This is a genomic window from Pseudomonas sp. F2 (genome assembly GCF_057174385.1).
Genome location: NZ_CM169904.1, coordinates 254,693 through 271,760, shown reverse-complemented (window position 1 = coordinate 271,760; position 17,068 = coordinate 254,693). Strand labels below are relative to the sequence as shown.

17 protein-coding genes are annotated in these 17,068 nt (G+C 61.2%); 5 read left to right on the top strand and 12 right to left on the bottom strand.

Translation table 11 applies throughout. From position 1 onward, the window contains the following. Nucleotides 1–58 precede the first annotated feature (58 nt). Both AC193Q_RS01240 and AC193Q_RS01235 read right to left on the bottom strand, forming a co-directional pair. On the bottom strand, nucleotides 59–370 hold the full coding sequence (locus tag AC193Q_RS01240) for a cupin domain-containing protein (protein WP_047292904.1): 312 nt from the start codon (nucleotides 368–370) through the stop codon (nucleotides 59–61). A 51-nt stretch (nucleotides 371–421) separates the two neighbouring features. Further along, nucleotides 422–1,609 carry an MFS transporter gene (locus tag AC193Q_RS01235; protein WP_131670025.1) on the bottom strand — a complete coding sequence of 396 codons (1,188 nt, stop codon included), beginning with the start codon at nucleotides 1,607–1,609 and terminating at the stop codon, nucleotides 422–424. Between the two features lie 91 nt (nucleotides 1,610–1,700). Between AC193Q_RS01235 and AC193Q_RS01230 the strand changes: the two genes are divergently transcribed. Together AC193Q_RS01230 and AC193Q_RS01225 are read left to right on the top strand one after the other, a co-directional pair. Continuing rightward, nucleotides 1,701–2,243 (top strand): TetR/AcrR family transcriptional regulator, encoded by a 543-nt coding sequence (locus AC193Q_RS01230; protein WP_047292900.1) that lies wholly within the window; start codon nucleotides 1,701–1,703, stop codon nucleotides 2,241–2,243. A gap of 247 nt (nucleotides 2,244–2,490) precedes the next feature. After that, nucleotides 2,491–5,961 carry a hybrid sensor histidine kinase/response regulator gene (locus AC193Q_RS01225; protein ID WP_095667130.1) on the top strand — a complete coding sequence of 1,157 codons (3,471 nt, stop codon included), beginning with the start codon at nucleotides 2,491–2,493 and terminating at the stop codon, nucleotides 5,959–5,961. Between the two features lie 87 nt (nucleotides 5,962–6,048). Here the strand turns inward: AC193Q_RS01225 and AC193Q_RS01220 are convergent, their stop codons facing one another. Next, entirely contained in the window at nucleotides 6,049–7,413 is a 1,365-nt protein-coding gene (locus AC193Q_RS01220; RefSeq protein WP_179294988.1) for a DNA recombination protein RmuC, read from the bottom strand. 175 nt (nucleotides 7,414–7,588) lie between these two features. Continuing rightward, nucleotides 7,589–7,912: an SEL1-like repeat protein gene (locus AC193Q_RS01215; RefSeq protein ID WP_084234297.1), complete on the bottom strand. Its 324-nt coding sequence runs from the start codon at nucleotides 7,910–7,912 to the stop codon at nucleotides 7,589–7,591. A 1,009-nt stretch (nucleotides 7,913–8,921) separates the two neighbouring features. On the opposite strand from AC193Q_RS01215, the gene AC193Q_RS01210 reads away from it, so the two are divergent. The 3 genes from AC193Q_RS01210 (at nucleotide 8,922) to AC193Q_RS01200 (ending at nucleotide 11,321) form a co-directional block, all read left to right on the top strand. Continuing rightward, nucleotides 8,922–9,146: a hypothetical protein gene (locus AC193Q_RS01210; protein ID WP_007962908.1), complete on the top strand. Its 225-nt coding sequence runs from the start codon at nucleotides 8,922–8,924 to the stop codon at nucleotides 9,144–9,146. A 274-nt stretch (nucleotides 9,147–9,420) separates the two neighbouring features. After that, a complete protein-coding gene (locus tag AC193Q_RS01205) occupies nucleotides 9,421–9,903 on the top strand; it encodes a hypothetical protein (protein WP_041074321.1) in 483 nt (160 codons plus the stop codon). Between the two features lie 146 nt (nucleotides 9,904–10,049). Further along, nucleotides 10,050–11,321, top strand: coding sequence for an outer membrane protein transport protein (locus AC193Q_RS01200; protein ID WP_121184426.1), 1,272 nt, complete (start codon nucleotides 10,050–10,052; stop codon nucleotides 11,319–11,321). 180 nt (nucleotides 11,322–11,501) lie between these two features. Here the strand turns inward: AC193Q_RS01200 and AC193Q_RS01195 are convergent, their stop codons facing one another. The 8 genes from AC193Q_RS01195 to cobU all read right to left on the bottom strand — a co-directional run bounded on the left by AC193Q_RS01195 (nucleotide 11,502) and on the right by cobU (nucleotide 16,985). After that, on the bottom strand, nucleotides 11,502–12,062 hold the full coding sequence (locus AC193Q_RS01195; RefSeq protein ID WP_047292891.1) for a glutathione peroxidase: 561 nt from the start codon (nucleotides 12,060–12,062) through the stop codon (nucleotides 11,502–11,504). A gap of 54 nt (nucleotides 12,063–12,116) precedes the next feature. Then, complete coding sequence (locus AC193Q_RS01190; protein WP_256588587.1) at nucleotides 12,117–12,242, bottom strand: hypothetical protein; 126 nt, start codon at nucleotides 12,240–12,242, stop codon at nucleotides 12,117–12,119. Next, the gene (locus AC193Q_RS01185; RefSeq protein ID WP_121184424.1) at nucleotides 12,239–13,447 is read right to left on the bottom strand and encodes an MFS transporter; all 1,209 of its coding nucleotides are present in this window, start codon (nucleotides 13,445–13,447) and stop codon (nucleotides 12,239–12,241) included. Before AC193Q_RS01185 ends, AC193Q_RS01190 begins: the two co-directional genes overlap by 4 nt. A 53-nt stretch (nucleotides 13,448–13,500) precedes the next feature. Further along, entirely contained in the window at nucleotides 13,501–13,905 is a 405-nt protein-coding gene (locus AC193Q_RS01180; RefSeq protein ID WP_007950413.1) for a MarR family winged helix-turn-helix transcriptional regulator, read from the bottom strand. 201 nt (nucleotides 13,906–14,106) lie between these two features. Next, the gene (locus AC193Q_RS01175) at nucleotides 14,107–14,838 is read right to left on the bottom strand and encodes an adenosylcobinamide-GDP ribazoletransferase (protein WP_047292889.1); all 732 of its coding nucleotides are present in this window, start codon (nucleotides 14,836–14,838) and stop codon (nucleotides 14,107–14,109) included. A 1-nt stretch (nucleotide 14,839) separates the two neighbouring features. Further along, nucleotides 14,840–15,415, bottom strand: coding sequence for an alpha-ribazole phosphatase family protein (gene cobC, locus AC193Q_RS01170; RefSeq protein WP_121184420.1), 576 nt, complete (start codon nucleotides 15,413–15,415; stop codon nucleotides 14,840–14,842). Further along, on the bottom strand, nucleotides 15,412–16,467 hold the full coding sequence (gene cobT, locus AC193Q_RS01165; protein ID WP_483879065.1) for a nicotinate-nucleotide--dimethylbenzimidazole phosphoribosyltransferase: 1,056 nt from the start codon (nucleotides 16,465–16,467) through the stop codon (nucleotides 15,412–15,414). Before cobT ends, cobC begins: the two co-directional genes overlap by 4 nt. Beyond that, nucleotides 16,464–16,985, bottom strand: a complete 522-nt coding sequence (gene cobU / locus AC193Q_RS01160) for a bifunctional adenosylcobinamide kinase/adenosylcobinamide-phosphate guanylyltransferase (RefSeq protein WP_121184418.1) — start codon at nucleotides 16,983–16,985, stop codon at nucleotides 16,464–16,466. Before cobU ends, cobT begins: the two co-directional genes overlap by 4 nt. Nucleotides 16,986–17,068 lie beyond the last annotated feature (83 nt).

Here is a 17,068-nt window from a genome sequence, read left to right as displayed (position 1 = left end):
TCGAATATCTATATAACGGGTAATTTCTCTATCTGTTATCTACTTTGCAGATAAGCGTCTAGACACTGCCTTCGCTTTCGATCACTAGAATCCGCGCCGCGCCCTGCGGATGTGCCACGTGCTCGGTGCCGACCGAGGCGTAGAAAATGTCGCCGACCTCCAGTAGCACCTGCTTTTCCTCGCCCTGTTGGCGATAGTGCATCTGCACCCGCCCATCGAGCACCACGAACACTTCCTCACCGTCGTTGATGTGCCATTTGTACGGCTGATCGGTCCAGTGCAGGCGCGTGGTGATGCCGTTCATGCTGGCGATGTCCAGCGCGCCCCAGGCACGCTCGGCGGTGAACGACTTGCTGCGGATAATCTTCATCTGTCGATCCGTGAAAAGAAGGCCGGACAAAGGTAACTGAAACCACCGCGTTTATGGAGTGCTGCAAGCCTTCACTGCTTGCGGGCGCAGGCTGAGCAACAGCGCGGTGACGGCCAGGACGATCAATCCGGCGCCGTAGCCGTCGGTGGTCGCCAGCAATCCATAGGCGCGGGTCAAATGCCCGGCCAACAAGGCCGGCAGGCAGAACGCCAGATAACTCAGCGCGTAGTACGCCGACATCAAACCGGCTCTTTCATGCGGCGAGGCCAACGGCACCAGGCTGCGCACCGCGCCGAGGAAACCCGAGCCAAAGCCGCAACCGGCAACCAGTGTGCCGAGGAAAAACAGCGCCAGACTGGCGCTGTGCACGCCAAGCAGAATCAGCAGCACACCAACGGGCAGCAGACTGGCGCCGATTTGCAGGGCTTTGCCGGCGGGACGATTGCGCAAAGTGAAAATCATCACGGCACCGGTCACGGTCAGCGCCGAGACGGTCGCACCGCCGATCAGGTTCGACGTCGAGCCCGTGGCGGTGCGCACCAGCGACGGCGCCAGCGAGGCAAAAAAGCCGCCGAGGGCCCAGGTTGCGGTGTTCAGCGGTAGCACACGCCATAAGGTCGAACGCGCCTGAACCGGCACATGCAGGGTTGGCCGCAACGAAGCCCAGGCCCCGGCTTGCGGGGTGACGCTTTCCGGCAGACGCCAGAGAAACACCGCCTGCAACACAAACAGCGCCAGCAACAACCCGTAAGTCAGTTGCAACGGCGCCGGGGCGAATTCGGCGAGCAGGCCACAGCCCATACTGCCCAGCGCCATGCCGAGCAACGGTGCGACGCTGTTGATCAACGGCCCTTGCTGGCGGTCGGTGTCGAGCAGTGTGGCGCTCAAAACAGCGGTGGCCATGCCGGTGGCAAAACCCTGCAGCACGCGGGCGCTGATCAGCCAGGCAACACTGTCGGCGCTGATGAACAGCAGCATCGCCAGCGCGTTGAGCAGCACGGCAGTGAAAATCACCGGCTTGCGCCCCAGGTGATCGGACAGCGATCCGACCGTCAACAACGCCGCCAGCAGACTCAGCGCATACACGCCGAAAATCAGGGTCAGCACAGCTGCCGAGAAGTGGAGTTGATCCTGATACAGGTGATACAACGGCGTCGGCGCTGTGGAAGCGGCGAGGAAACTGAGTAAGGTGATCGCCAGGAAAATCAGGCTGCCACGGTTGGAAGAAAGGCTGGTCATGCGCACACTCCGCAAAAGCTAATTTTTTGCTTTTGCGGAGTGTGCGCTCGACTCTGCCTTAAAGCAAATTCTTTGTGTTAAGGTCTGGCGCATGGCTATTAAAGAAGGTTTACGCCCCGGTGGCCGCAGTGCCCGGGTGCAAGAGTCGATTCATTCGGCAGTCCGCGCACTTCTGCAAGAACAGGAGCGCAGCACCGTGACCGTCCCGCAAATCGCGGCGCGCGCCGGGGTCACGCCGTCGACGATCTATCGGCGCTGGGGTGATCTGGCAGCATTGCTCGCCGATGTCGCCCTCGCCCGCATGCGCCCGGACAGTGAACCGGCGGTGACCGGTGACCTGCGCGGTGATATCCGCGCCTGGGCCGAGCAATATCTGGACGAAATGAGTTCGGAGCCTGGGCGCAACATGATGCGCGACGTGCAGGCCAGCGCCACGCCGGGGTATTGCGTGACGATCATTGGCGCGCAGTTGCAGACCATCATCGAGCGTCACCCTGACGAGCCGGCGCCGAGCGTTGATCATCTGATCAATCTGGTGGTGGCCCCGGTGGTGTTCCGGATTCTGTTTTCGGCGGCGGCGCTGGAGGTGGATGAGCTGCATCGGCTGATCGATATCGCACTGCGACAGGACTGACGCTTTCGCTGGCAAGCCAGCTCCCACAGGGTCTGTGATGTTCACAAAATATGTGCCCACTGGAGTTCCTTGTGGGAGCTGGCTTGCCAGCGATGGGGCCTGACCGGTCACCCGAGAAACCACCCGGTTTCAAACCTGCGACACCCCGCCACGCCACGACCTTGGTCGACACTGACTAACCGCCGCACTCATGCGAGACTGTCCGCCCGGGCAGGATTGCCGGGGAGTCTTTTGTCGGGAGTGTTGCATGTCGCTGTCCACCGGGCTGATCGCCGCCGTCGCCCTGGCCTATATGGCCATCATGTTCGCCATCGCCTTCTACGGCGACCGTCGCAGCACGCCGTTGCCGCCGCGGATGCGCGCGTGGGTGTACAGCCTGTCGCTGGCGGTTTATTGCACCAGTTGGACGTTCTTCGGCGCGGTCGGTCAGGCGGCGGAACAGCTGTGGTCATTCCTGCCGATCTACCTCGGACCGATCCTGTTGCTGCTGGGCGCGCCGTGGGTCCTGCAGAAAATGGTGATGATCAGCAAACAGGAGAACATCACCTCGATTGCCGACTTCATCGCCGCGCGCTACGGCAAATCGCAATCGCTGGCAGTGGTGGTCGCGCTGATCTGCCTGGTCGGCGTCCTCCCTTATATCGCCCTGCAACTCAAAGGCATCGTGCTCGGCGTGAACCTGTTGATCGGCGCCGGTGCCGACGCCATGGGCACCCGCGCCCAGGACACCGCGCTGATCGTGTCGCTGGTGCTGGCGCTGTTCACCATCGTCTTCGGTACGCGCAACCTCGACGCCACCGAGCACCACCGCGGCATGGTGCTGGCGATTGCCTTTGAATCACTGGTCAAGCTGTTCGCCTTTCTCGCCGTTGGCGCCTTCGTCACCTTTGGCCTGTATGACGGTTTCGACGACCTGTTCAATCAGGCCATGCTCGCGCCACGACTGGAGCAATACTGGAAAGAAACCATCAACTGGCCGTCGATGGTGGTGCAGACCGGTGTGGCGATGATGGCGATCATCTGCCTGCCACGACAGTTTCACGTCACGGTGGTGGAGAATATCGACCCGCAGGACCTGCGTCTGGCCAAGTGGGTGTTCCCGGCCTATCTGGCGCTGGCCGCGCTGTTCGTGGTGCCGATCGCCCTCGCCGGGCAGATGATGCTGCCGAGCCACGTACTGCCCGACTCCTTCGTGATCAGCCTGCCACTGGCCCAGGCCCATCCGGCCCTGGCGTTGCTGGCGTTCATCGGCGGTGCGTCAGCGGCCACCGGCATGGTGATTGTGGCCAGTGTGGCGCTGTCTACCATGGTTTCCAACGACATGCTCTTGCCGTGGTTGCTGCGCCGTAACAACGCCGAGCGCCCGTTCGAAGTGTTCCGCCAGTGGATGCTTTCGGTGCGCCGCGTGAGCATTGTGCTGATTCTGTTGCTGGCCTACGTCAGCTACCGTTTGCTCGGCTCCACCGCGAGCCTGGCGACCATCGGCCAGATCGCCTTCGCCGCCGTCACCCAACTGGCACCGGCGATGCTGGGCGCGCTGTACTGGAAACAGGCCAACCGCCGTGGGGTATTCGCCGGTCTGGCCGCCGGTACATTCCTCTGGTTTTACACGCTGATCCTGCCGATTGCCGCCCACAGCCTCGGCTGGTCGCTGAGCACGTTCCCCGGCCTTTCGTGGCTGCACAGTAACCCGCTGAACCTGCCGATCACCCCGTTGACCCAAGGTGTGGTGTTGTCGCTGGCGGGCAACTTCACGCTGTTTGCATGGGTCTCGGTGTTGTCGCGCACGCGGGTCTCGGAGCACTGGCAGGCCGGGCGCTTCATCGGCCAGGAAATCAGTGCTCGGCCGAGTGCGCGCTCGATGCTCGCGGTGCAGATTGATGATTTGCTGCAACTGGCGGCACGCTTTGTCGGTGAAGAACGCGCGCGACAGAGCTTCATTCGTTTCGCTTACCGCCAGGGCAAGGGCTTCAACCCGAACCAGAATGCTGACGGCGAATGGATCGCCCACACCGAACGCTTGTTGGCCGGCGTGCTCGGCGCTTCTTCGACACGGGCGGTCGTAAAAGCCGCGATTGAAGGTCGGGAAATGCAGTTGGAGGACGTCGTCCGCATCGCTGACGAAGCTTCGGAAGTCCTGCAATTCAACCGCGCCTTGCTGCAAGGCGCGATCGAAAACATCACTCAAGGCATCAGCGTGGTCGACCAGTCGCTGAAACTGGTGGCGTGGAACCGGCGCTATCTGGAGCTGTTCAACTACCCGGACGGTTTGATCAGCGTCGGCCGGCCGATTGCCGACATCATTCGCTACAACGCCGAACGCGGCTTGTGCGGCCCCGGCGAGGCGGAAGTCCACGTTGCCCGGCGCCTGCACTGGATGCGTCAGGGCCGTGCGCATACCTCCGAACGCTTGTTCCCCAACGGCCGGGTGATCGAGCTGATCGGCAACCCGATGCCCGGCGGCGGCTTCGTCATGAGTTTCACCGACATCACTGCGTTCCGCGAGGCCGAGCAGGCGTTGACCGAGGCCAACGAAGGTTTGGAGCAACGGGTCAGCGAGCGCACCCAAGAGCTGTCGCAGCTCAACGTTGCACTGACTGAAGCCAAAGGCCATGCCGAGGCCGCGAATCAGTCGAAAACCCGTTTCCTCGCCGCCGTCAGCCATGACCTGATGCAGCCGCTAAACGCCGCGCGCCTGTTCTCTGCCGCCCTCTCCCACCAGGACGACGGCTTGAGCAGCGAGGCGCAGAAACTGGTGCAACACCTCGACAGTTCGCTGCGTTCGGCAGAAGACCTGATCAGCGACCTGCTGGATATTTCCCGCCTGGAGAACGGCAAGATCAACCCCGATCGCAAGCCGTTCGCGGTCAACGAGCTGTTCGACACCCTCGGCGCCGAATTCAAGGCGCTGGCACAGGAACAAGGGCTGACGTTCCGGGTGCGCGGCAGCCAGTTGCGTATCGACAGCGACATCAAGCTGCTGCGGCGGATCTTGCAGAACTTCCTGACCAACGCGTTCCGCTACGCCAAAGGGCCGGTGTTGCTGGGCGTGCGTCGACGCGGCAGTGAACTGTGTCTGGAAGTGTGGGATCGCGGACCGGGGATTCCGGAAGACAAGCAACAGGTGATTTTCGAGGAGTTCAAACGCCTCGACAGCCATCAGACCCGCGCCGAAAAAGGCCTCGGCCTGGGCCTGGCGATTGCCGACGGTTTGTGTCGCGTGCTCGGCCATACCTTGCGCGTACGTTCGTGGCCGGGACGCGGTAGCGTGTTCAGTGTCAGCGTGCCATTGGCCCGGGCGCAAGCGCTGCCGCAAAGCGCCGCGGTGGAGTTGAATGGCAAGTTGCTCAGCGGCGCGCAAGTGCTGTGCATCGACAACGAAGACAGCATTTTGATTGGCATGAACAGCCTGCTCACCCGCTGGGGCTGTCAGGTGTGGACGGCGCGCAATCGCGAAGAATGCGCGGCGTTGCTCAACGAGGGTGTGCGGCCGCAACTGGCATTGGTCGACTATCACCTCGACCACGGCGATACCGGAACCGAGCTGATGGCGTGGCTGCGCACCACGTTAGGCGAGCCAGTGCCGGGGGTGGTGATCAGCGCCGATGGCCGCCCGGAGACGGTGGCGCAGGTGCATGCGGCAGGGCTGGATTATCTGGCCAAACCGGTGAAACCGGCGGCATTGCGGGCGTTGTTGAGTCGGTATGTGCCGCTGTAAAAGCAAAAGATCGCAGCCTTCGGCAGCTCCTACATGGGATTTGCATTCATCCTGTAGGAGCTGCCGCAGGCTGCGATCTTTTGCTCTTTACTCTGGCAGTTCGACCAGCCCGTCGACATCGGTCATCGCCCGTTCCAGCAAGTCCGCCGGCAGACTCTTGCTGGCCCGCGCACCGAGCAGTTTGAGCTGCTCACTGCGGCTGACCAGGTTGCCGCGCCCTTCCGTGAGTTTGTTGCGCGCCGAGCTGTAAGCCTTGTCCAGCTGTTGCAGGCGATTGCCGACCTCGTCCAGATCCTGAATGAACAGCACGAATTTGTCGTACAGCCAGCCGGCACGCTCGGCGATTTCCCGGGCGTTCTGGCTCTGCCGCTCCTGCTTCCACAGGCTGTCGATCACCCGTAACGTCGCCAGCAACGTGGTCGGGCTGACGATCACGATGTTGCGGTCGAATGCCTCCTGGAACAACGTCGGCTCGGCTTGCAAAGCGGCGGAAAATGCCGCTTCGATCGGCACGAACAGCAACACGAAATCGAGGCTATGCAGGCCTTCCAGACGCTTGTAATCCTTTCCGGCCAGGCCTTTGACGTGACTGCGCAGCGACAGCACGTGCTGCTTGATCGCGACCTGGCCGAGGGTGTCGTCTTCAGCGGCGACATACTGCTGATACGCCGTGAGGCTGACCTTGGAGTCGACCACCACCTGTTTGTCGCCCGGCAGGTAAATGATCACGTCCGGCTGGAAGCGCTCGCCGTCCGGCCCCTTGAGGTTGACCTGGGTCTGGTACTCGCGCCCCTTCTCCAGACCGGCGTGCTCCAGCACCCGTTCAAGAATCAACTCACCCCAATTGCCTTGGGTTTTCTGGCCTTTGAGGGCGCGGGTCAGGTTGGTCGCTTCGTCACTCAGACGCAGGTTCAATTGCTGCAGACGCTCCAGCTCTTTGGCCAGCGAGAAGCGCTCGCGGGCTTCGGCCTGATAGCTCTCTTCCACGCGTTTTTCGAAGGACTGGATGCGCTCTTTCAGTGGATCGAGCAACTGGCCGAGACGCTGTTGACTGGTCTCGGCAAAGCGCTGTTCACGCTCATCGAAGATCTTTCCCGCCAGCTCGGCGAACTGCGCGCGCAACTCATCGCGCGAGCCTTGCAGGTCGTTGAGGCGTTGTTGATGGCTTTCCTGTTGCTCGCGCAGTTCGGCGTTCAGCGAAGCGGCCTGGGCGTCGAGGCGGCGCAATTCGGCCTCTTTGTTGGCGCGCTCGATGTTCCAGGCGTGGGACGCGTCACGGGCGTCATCGCGTTCGATCTGCAGCAACTCGACTTCGCGGCGCAGGGCCGCCAACTCCGCCTGCCTGGCGGCATTGGCCTGGCCGAGGTCGACGATTTCATCGCGACTGGCTTCCAACTGCGCGTTAAGCCCGTCCTGCGCCAGTTGCGCCATGGCCAGGCGCTCTTCGAGCAAGGCGGCCTCGGCTTGCCGGTCGCTGGCCCGCCGCTGCAGTTGCCAGGCCAGCGCCAGCAGCGGCAATCCCGCGCCCGCCAGACCGAGCAACACGCTGGTCAAGTCCATAGCCATAGCCACTCCTGCCGATCCGATAAAGCCTGAAGGTTAACCAAGGCGTGGGGTGTTGGACAGCTCAGTCTTCGAGCAGACCGAGTTCCCGTTGTGCACGACGGTCGCCGGCGCGAGCGGCCTGGCGCAGCAGATCCTGGCCGATGCGCCGATCCCGGGCATTGCCACACTCGCGGCACATCAATTGGCCGAGGCGACTTTGCGCCGCGACTACGCCTTCGCGTGCCGGTTGCTTGAGCAGGCGCCCCGCCAGATGCTTGGCATTACGGCTATCGCCCAGCCGCGGGCTGTCGAGCAGCCATTCGGCCACACGCACGGAAAATCGCTTGGGAGAGGTAACACGAGGGTGTTCGGAGGTAACAGAGTCTGATACTGAGCGAAACTTCATAAAACACTGTGGGACAGATCGGAAGGCGCGCCACTCTACTCTCTTTTTCGTACAGGTAAAGTCGAAAAAAACCCGGCACGCCCGTGCTAGAGCAAGCGCTAGGGACAATCCACAGAAGCTGTGGATAACTCAGTGGACAACCGCTTCCGAACTCGCGCAAAGCCTTGTGGAATGGGGCTCGCAGTCAAACTGACGATTTTTTCACCAACAAAAAAAGACGATATTTTTCATTGACTTAAACTTTTGATGCAGGCAGCCATCGGGGTCAGGATTGATATGACAGTGAGGTTACCGTCTGCGCAACTAATGTGCACAAGTACCTGTTACCCGGTTATATCGATGCGCTTTTTCGGGTCGTTTTGCACCCTGAGCAGTGGATAAGCGGGTTGGCGATGGGCAGGACTGCACGCTTTTGTGGCGACGGACGGCTTCTTCGCGAGCAGGCTCGCTCCCACATTCGGATCCCTGTTCTCCTGCGGGAGCGAGCCTGCTCGCGAAGGGCAGCCCTGTCACCCATGATTCGCGCCACCGGCCGAAATCTTTTTTTGCCGCAGGGTTTGCATTGCCCAGGACGTTCCGTTACTATCCGCGGCGTTAGTACCAAGCTGAAAGTCAATTCCGGTCGAACACATCCCCACGGTCAACCTTCTTCCCAGAAGCCCTTCACCGAAAAAAGCGGGAACGACCCCTCGATGGTTTCCAGGTAAATCTTGCGCCAGCACAGCCTTTGAATGAATGCAAAGGGTGCTGCGAAGACCACTTACTCTGACCGAACCAACCTGCAAATTGATCAGGATCTTCACCCCGGGCCCAGAACCTCTGCCCTCGATGTGTTGCCTGTCCTCCTAAGTACCTACCTGCCAGCCAAGCGCGCCAACTTAATAGCGCTTCAAACTGGCTGCTTTGTTCCAGTCGGGTTCTTTGTTCGACCAATGGTGGTCGACATTACTGGAACGTTTTAACGTTGCACGGTTCTTATCCGTGTCATTTGTAGGAACACCTAATAACTATGTCTACTCAAATCCAGACTCAGGATGCCATTCGCACCCTAACCAACGCTTTTGCCCCGATGAACTGCCTGATCATGGCCGCTCGCAAAGGCTGCTTCAGCTTCACCGTGGTCAATGAACACGGAATCGCCCGCCACAGCGAGCGTCTGTACCCCGATCAATACTCCAGCGCCGAGCCGCTGCAGGCCATTATTGATCGTACGCGTCAGGCGTTGATTGCCTGAGAGCCGAAAAGGCTGCAAAAGCAAAAACCCCGCACACAATGCGGGGTTTTTTATTGCCCGATGTTTCGCTTTTAGCCGCTGGTGCCTAAGCACCATCGGATATAACGCTTTTCGCTCGCTGCTGGAAATATTTTAAAAACAGGCCTTTACGTCGTGAATATGACACTACACTTCAACTCAAGCGGCTTGATCCGCTTCCGGCGAGCCTGAGTCGATCCACCGCTGCCAAAGCCCCTTCAGGTTTCGCCGCCCCATTACAAGAATCGAGGGCATTATGGGTATCGCTGCCAGCGAACTGTGTCGCTACGTGATCCGTCCCACATTGATTTATCTGGGACGTCATTGCGCAACCGCCGAATCCCTGCTGCTGGGAATTGCCGCCAGCCAGTCCGCCCTCGGCTCCGCCCTGCATGACCGCCGTGGCCACGGCCTCTACCGGATAGCCGAACATCGCCACCAAGCCCTTTGGGATCACTACCTGGCTCTGGATCCAGAGCGCGCGAGCCTTGTTCGCGGTCTCGCCAGCCAGCATGCTTTTCTTAGCGGCCCGCACCTGGAATTGACCGTCAATCTGCGTTACGCCACCGCCATCGCCTGGCTGCTGGTAGAAGAACAACACCCCACCCTCCCCGCCCCGGGCGATCTGCTAGGCATGGCGCGAATCTGGCGTCAGACCTTCCAGCCGCAAGGCCGTCTGCGCGACTTCACCTACGCCTGGCAAACGTGTGTTTCACCGGTGAATCAGGTCGCTTGTTGACTGGCGAGTTTTGAAAGATCGCTCAACAGGTCGCGAATCTGGTCGGATTGTCCTACAAAACCGCTCTAACTCAAGGCATAGGGACTATAGCGCTGGAACGAAAATGTTGGTAATTTTCGCCCCGGTGATCACCAGGAGTTCTAATAATGAAAAAAGTCATGCTCAAAACCACCCTTAGCCTCGCCGTTACCATGGCATCCACCCAGATCTTCGCAGCTGGCTTTGCCATCAACGAACACAGCATCAGCGGGATGGGTACTGGTTACGCTGGGCGATCCTCTTCTGCCGACGACGCAAGCACTGTTTATGGCAACCCTGCCGGCATGTCGCGCCTCACGCGTGAACAAGTCACCGGCGGTGTTGCATTCCTCGATGCCAAGACCGATATCAGCGACGCCAGCTCCAGCCCTAACGGCGGCAGCAACAAAGGCGACATGGTGCCCTTCACCTCCGTACCTATGGGCTTCTACGTCAAACCGATCGACGAGCATTGGGCATTCGGCCTCGGCGTTTATGTGCCGTTCGGCCTGATTACCGACTATGAAAAAGGCTTTGGCGGCCGTTACTTCGGCAGCAAGTCCGAAGTGCAAGTCATCACTTTCCAGCCAACTGTCAGCTACAAGTTCAACGATGTGGTGTCGATCGGTTTCGGTCCGACCATCAACCGTATCGACGGTACGCTGGAATCCAACCTGTCGATCACCCAGGCCGCGCCGGACGGCAAGGTCAAGATCAAGGGTGACGACACCGCGCTGGGCTACAACATCGGCGTGCTGGTACAAGCCACCGACACCACGCGTCTGGGTCTGACCTACCACTCGAAAGTCGATTACAAGCTCGAAGGCAACACCAAGGTCAATTACAGCGTGTTGGGCGCAGTCGGTCTGGGCGCCCAGCAGAAGTACGACGCTTCGCTGAAGATCACCACACCTGAATCGGTGGACTTCTCGGTGACTCAGGCGATCAATGATCGCTGGAACGTCTACGCCGGTTCGACCTGGACCCGCTGGAGCCAGCTGAAGAAGATCACCGTTGAAAACTCCGGCGTCCAGCCGCTGCTGGCCGGTCAGTTCGGCGAGATCACTGAAGAGCAGAACTGGCACGACTCCTGGGCTTACGCCGTGGGTACTTCGTACCAGCTGAACAAGGAATGGGTACTGCGTACCGGTCTGACCTTCGACCAGTCGCCGACCAACAACGTCGACCGCTCGCCACGCATCCCTACTGGCGACCGCACAATCTTCAGCATCGGTGCCGGCTGGAGCCCGACCGAAGACTTGACCATCGACGTGGCTTACTCGTACCTGAAAGAAGAGTCGGTCAAGGTCCACAACCAGAACGATCGTGGCCAGACCTACGACGCCAAGTATGAAAACTCGGCAAACGGTTTCGGCGTCGGCGCTACTTACCGCTTCTGATGCTGCGCGGCGAGGCTAACCCCTCGCCCACAGAAAAGCCCCGCTCTCTTTGCAGAAAGCGGGGCTTTTTTGTGCCTGAGATTTACAACCTGTAGGAGCTGTCGAGTGAAACGAGGCTGCGATCTTTTGATCTTGTTTTTTAAGATCAAAAGATCGCAGCGTTCCGCAGCTCCTACAGGGTCAGGGTTGCAGTGGTTTTGAGGCAATGGCCTTTTCAACTGCCGCGATAAACTCCGGATCATCCGGCTTGGTCAGGCTGGAGAAATTCGCGATCACCTTGCCCTGACGATCAATCACGTACTTATAGAAATTCCACTTCGGCGCACTGCTCTGTTCGGCCAGCACCTTGAACAGATGAGTCGCATCGTCGCCTCGGACCTTCTGCGGCTCGGTCATGGTGAACGTCACGCCGTAGTTGGCGTAGCAGACCTTGGCGGTTTCGGCGCTGTCCTTGGACTCCTGCTTGAAGTCATTGGACGGCACACCGAGCATTTCCAGGCCTTGCGCCTTGTAATGCTGATTGAGCGCTTCGAGGCCCTCGAACTGGGGGGCGAAGCCACAGAAACTGGCGGTATTGATCACCACCAGCGGTTTGCCGGCGTAGCGCTGGCACAAATCGACGGATTCCTTGGCGCGCAACTTGGGCAACGAACCTTGCAGCGCCTCCGGGCAATCGGCCGCTTGGGCCAATCCGGTCAACGCCATCAGCAACGCAGGTACAGCACACCAGCGCATGAGCATGTCGGGCATCCTTTGAGCAGTCATCAGACTCCCGACGTTACTCGCCATCCAAGCCTACAAGCAAGCGCCCAGGCCCAACTGCATCAGCGCCAGGCCGCCCTGATGCCAGCCCCACCACACCAGCGCCAGCAACAGCGCGCCGAGTGCGGTAAAGGCGATGCGCGGCCAGGAACGCTTCATACGGCGCCGACCGCCGGCTGCAGACGCGCCACCGGACGCTCGCGTACCGGCCAGTTCAGCGCGGCCGCCAGCAGACTCAACAGAATCGCCACTTGCCAGATCAAGTCATAACTCCCGGTACGGTCATACACCACGCCACCCAGCCAGCCGCCGAGGAACGAGCCAAGTTGATGAAAGAGGAACACGATACCGCCGAGCATGGACAGGTTACGCACGCCAAACAAGGTCGCCACCGTGCCGTTGGTCAACGGCACCGTCGACAGCCACAGAAAGCCCATGGCCATGCCGAACAGGTACGCCGACGTCGTCGTCACCGGCAGCCACAGGAACAGCACGATCACCACCGCGCGCAGCAGGTACAACGCCGTCAGCAGACGCGGTTTGGACATGCGCCCGCCGAGCCAGCCAGCAGTGTAAGTGCCGAAGATATTGAACAGCCCGATCAGCGCCAGCACCGTGGTCCCGACCGTGGCCGGCAGATGCTGATCAACCAGATAGGCCGGCAGATGCACACCGATGAACACCACCTGGAAGCCGCAGACGAAAAAGCCGAATGCCAACAGCCAGAAGCCCGAGTGCGAACAGGCTTCGCGCAGTGCTTCAGACAAGGACTGCTCATGGCCCAGCACCGGCAGCGGCTTGTCCTTGAGCATGCTCACCAGCGGCACGATCAGCGCCACCAGCAGGCCCAGCACCAGCAACGCCGCCGACCAGCCGAGCCAGCCGATCAAACCCAGTGTGCCCGGCAACATCGCAAATTGACCGAAGGAGCCGGCGGCACTGGCAATGCCCATGCCCATGCTGCGTTTTTCCGGTGGCACCGCACGCCCGACCACGCCGAGGATCACCGAAAACGAGGTGCCGGACAGGCCGATACCGATCAATAGACCCGCACTCAGCGACAAGGTCAGCGCCGAATCGGACAGGCCCATGCACACCAAGCCCAGGGCGTAGAGTACGCCGCCGACCAGCACCACTTTGGCCGCACCGAATCGGTCAGCCAGCGCGCCAGTGAACGGCTGCGCCAGACCCCAGATCAGGTTTTGCAAAGCGATGGCGAAGGCAAACACTTCGCGCCCCCAGCCGAACTGTGCACTCATCGGCGACAGGAACAGGCCGAAGCCGTGCCGCACGCCCAATGACAACGCCAGAATCAGCGCACTTCCCAGCAACACCCAACCGCACGTACGCCACATCGATGTCATTGTTATTCTCCGTTCGCGGGTATATACCCGCTTAAATCCGGAAAAACCGGCCTTCAGGCCAGTTCGTCCAACAGTCGCAGCAAGGTTTCACGCTTCTCGGCGCCCAGGCGATCGATCAATCGCTGTTGCGCCGCTTCCCAGGCCGGCAGCGCTGCCGCAAGGCGCTGTGCACCGGTTTCGGTGAGCCGGACGATGCGGTTGCGCATGTCCTCGCCCTCGGCCAGCGCCACCAGGCCCTCGCCTTCGAGTACCCGCAGGTTGCGCCCCAAAGTGCTGCGATCCAGGCCCATGGCTTCGGCCAGTTCCGAGATGCTCGGTTGATCCAGACGCTGCAGGTTGCACAGCAAAGAATACTGGGCAACGTTGATCCCGAAGCCGTCGAGAGCGCCGTCGTAATGCCTGCTGACGCCACGAGCGGCGCGACGCAGGTTGGTGCACAAACACTGAGAAGGAAGCATGATGCGTGTATATACCCGCGACTGTGTTAAATCAAGTTACACATGAGTTTATCAATAAGGATTGTGGCGTCTGACACATCCCCATTGCTGGCAAGCCAGCTCCCACAGTTTTTTGCAAGTGTTCAAAAAATCTGCAAACGCCTCAATACCTGTGGGAGCTGGCTTGCCAGCGATGAGGTCCGAACAGGCAACAGGCACCTGTCAGACCAACACCACCCCAACCAGCACCGCCACCTCCAGCAATTCCAGCAACGCCCCCGCCGTATCGCCCGTGGTCCCGCCCAAGCGCCGCATCATCACCTGCCGCAGCCAGACAAACCCGACGAACGCGACAACCAGCGCAACAATCGCTTTCACCCCGGCAATCAGCAAGCAGGCCAGCGCACTTGCCCCCAGCACCCACCAACCGGCCCGGCGCGGCAGATGATCAGCCAACGCCTGCCCCAACCCACCCGCGCGAACATACGGTGTGGTCAGAAACAGCCCCAGCAACGCCGCGCGCCCCAGCAGCGGCACGATGATCAACATCACCGCGTGCCCTTGCTCGACCAGCGCCAACAACGCGCAAAACTTCAGCAGCAACACCAACACCAGCGTCACCACGGCAATCGGCCCGCTGCGCGGGTCCTTCATGATCGTCAGCGTGCGCTCGCGATCACCGAAACCACCAAGCCAGGCGTCGGCGCTGTCAGCCAGACCATCCAGATGCAGCGCGCCGCTGAGCAGCACCCACACCGTCAGCAACAGCGCCGCATGCAACAACAACGGCGCGCCGGCCAATACCAGGTTGAATACCCAGAGGATCACCCCGAACAGCAACCCCACCAGCGGATAAAACAACAGCGAACGCCCGAGCTGTTGCGGCTCCGGCATCCCCGGCAGACGAATCGGCAGGCTGCTGAGAAATTGCAGGGCGATCCACAGTGGCAGCATCTCAGTGACCTTCCTTGAGCACGCCATCGGCCTCGACGCTGAGTGCGAACAGCGAAGCATGCGCGACTTCGACATTGAGCAACTGCTCACGCGGCAAACCTCGCGCCTGTGCCAGCAACAGACGCATCACGCCGCCATGACTGATCAGCAGAACGCGTTCACCGGCATAGGCCTGATGCAACCGTGCAACCGCGCCCAGCACGCGCGCCGCAAAATCACTGACCGGCTCACCCTGTGGCGGCGTGAACGCATACGGATCGGCCCAGAACAACCCTAGCGACTCGGCATCGGTCTCCATCAGTGCCGCTGCGCTCTGCCCTTCCCAGGCACCGAAATGCAGTTCTTGCAGATCTTTATCCAAATGAACCGGCAGCCCCAACTGCTCGCCCAGGTCGGCGGCAAACCGCGCACAACGCTGCAACGGCGAGCTGATCAAGCGATCCCACGGCCCTCCGGCGATCACGGCGGCACGCATCTGCGCCCAACCTTTTTCGGTGAGCGCATCATCGAGACTGCCGCGCAAACCGCCGCCCAGCTCAGTCTCACCGTGGCGCAGCAGGTCCAGACGCAACGTCATGCCGGACGATCCGCCACCGCCGCTTCGGCGAACGTCGCCATCTGCCCGTGCAGGTCGCAGGCCAGACGCAACAGCGGCACAGCCAACGCCGCCCCGCTGCCCTCGCCCAGACGCAAACCGAGTTCCAGCAGCGGTTCGGCATTGAGGGTTTCCAGCACGTGACGATGGCCCGGCTCGGCGCCACGATGGCCGAACAGCAGCCACTCGCGGCAAGCCGGATTCAGCCGCACCGCGACCAACGCGGCGACCGTGCAGATAAAGCCGTCGACCAGCACCGCGACGCCTTCCTGCGCACACGCCAGGTACGCGCCGACCAGTGCGGCAATTTCAAAACCGCCGAGGTTGAACAGGGTTTGCAGCGCATCGCCACGTTGCGCCGCGTGCAGCGCCAGTGCGCGCTCGATCACTTGTGCTTTATGGCTGACGCCTTCGGCGTTCAACCCGGTGCCGGGACCGGTCAGGTGCGCCACCGGGCAATCGAGCAAGGCACACGCCAGCGCACTGGCGGCAGTGGTGTTGCCGATGCCCATTTCGCCGCCGATGAACAACTGTGCGCCGGCCGCTTTGGCTCGCAGCACGCTGTCACGACCGGCCTGCAAGGCGAGTTCGCCCTGCGCCTGGGTCATCGCCGCGCCTTTGGCGAAGTTCGCCGTGCCCGGGCCGATGTTCAGATGACGCACGCCCGGCAGATTCAACGTCGGTGTCACGGTGCCCAGATCGACTACTTCCAGCTGCGCATCGAGCTGGCGCGCCAGCACGCTGATCGCCGCACCGCCGCTGACGAAGTTGAGCAGCATCTGCCCGGTGACTTCCTGCGGAAAGGCGGAAACACCTTCCGCGACCACACCGTGATCACCGGCAAAAATCGCGATCCAGACCTGCTCCAGCGTCGGTTTGATCTGCCCCTGCAACCCGGCCAATTGCACCGCCACGCTTTCGAGGCGACCAAGGGAGCCGGCCGGTTTGGTCAGTTGCTGCTGGCGCGCCGCCGCGTGTTCAACGATCTCGGTATTTACGGATTGGCACGGGTTCAACCACCACGCTTGAGTCATAACGCAGGTCCTTTCAGGGTCAGGGGCAGGCCGGCGACTGTCAGGACGACTCGCTGACAACGCTCGGCCAGAGCTTGATGCAGCCAACCGGCTTCATCGACGTAGCGGCGAGTCAATTCGCCCAGCGGCACGACACCCATTCCGGTCTCGTTGCTGACAAAAATGATTTCCCCCGGCAATGACGCCAGGCCGTCCAGCAGAGCTTCACGTTCGGCGGCGAGCCGCGCGACGTCATCGAGCATCAGCAGATTGGTCAGCCACAGGGTCAGGCAGTCCACCAACAGACAACGCTCGGCGCCGGCGTTTTCACGCAGGACGCGGGCCAGCTCTACGGGTTCTTCGATCAGTGCCCATTCGGCCGGACGCCGGGCGCGGTGATGGGCGACGCGGGCGTTCATTTCACCGTCCAGCGGCTGGCTGGTGGCGATGTAAGTGACCGCCAGCTGGCTGTCGCTGGCGAGTTTTTCCGCCAGGCGACTTTTGCCGGAGCGAGCGCCTCCGAGGATCAGTTGGAGCATGGGGACATCCTGAAAATTATGTGTTGAGGCCACCGGCCCCTTCGCGAGCAAGCCCGCTCCCACAGTGATCGCAGTGGCTGAAA